Genomic DNA, 270 nt, shown 5'->3' on the forward strand with positions numbered 1-270 from the left:
GGCGCAGGGGTCGGATCAGGTGGCGGGCGGCATAGTCGGCAATCAGGTCGCGTGCCGCGTCGAGGTCGGCGACGAGGCGTCGTAGCGCGTCCGCGACGGTCGTGGGCAGGGGAGTGGGTCGACCGTCTTCGAACAGCATTTGTCCGGATGCTCCGAGCGCCGGGTCTTCCTCGTCGATGGCGAGGCCCGCGACGCCGTCGGGGTGCAGCCGGAACCCCGTGAGTTGCAGCGCGCGGGGGCAATAGGTGGCGTGGAACCGCCCGTCGACGC

The 270-nt window shown here is 71.5% G+C and carries 1 protein-coding gene; it reads right to left on the minus strand.

From position 1 onward, the window contains the following. The coding region (locus AC0IW9_RS30920; protein WP_471652125.1) for a SapC family protein at positions 1–270 on the minus strand (270 nt) is incomplete at both ends.

It is taken from the genome of Belnapia sp. AC561, assembly GCF_979252845.1.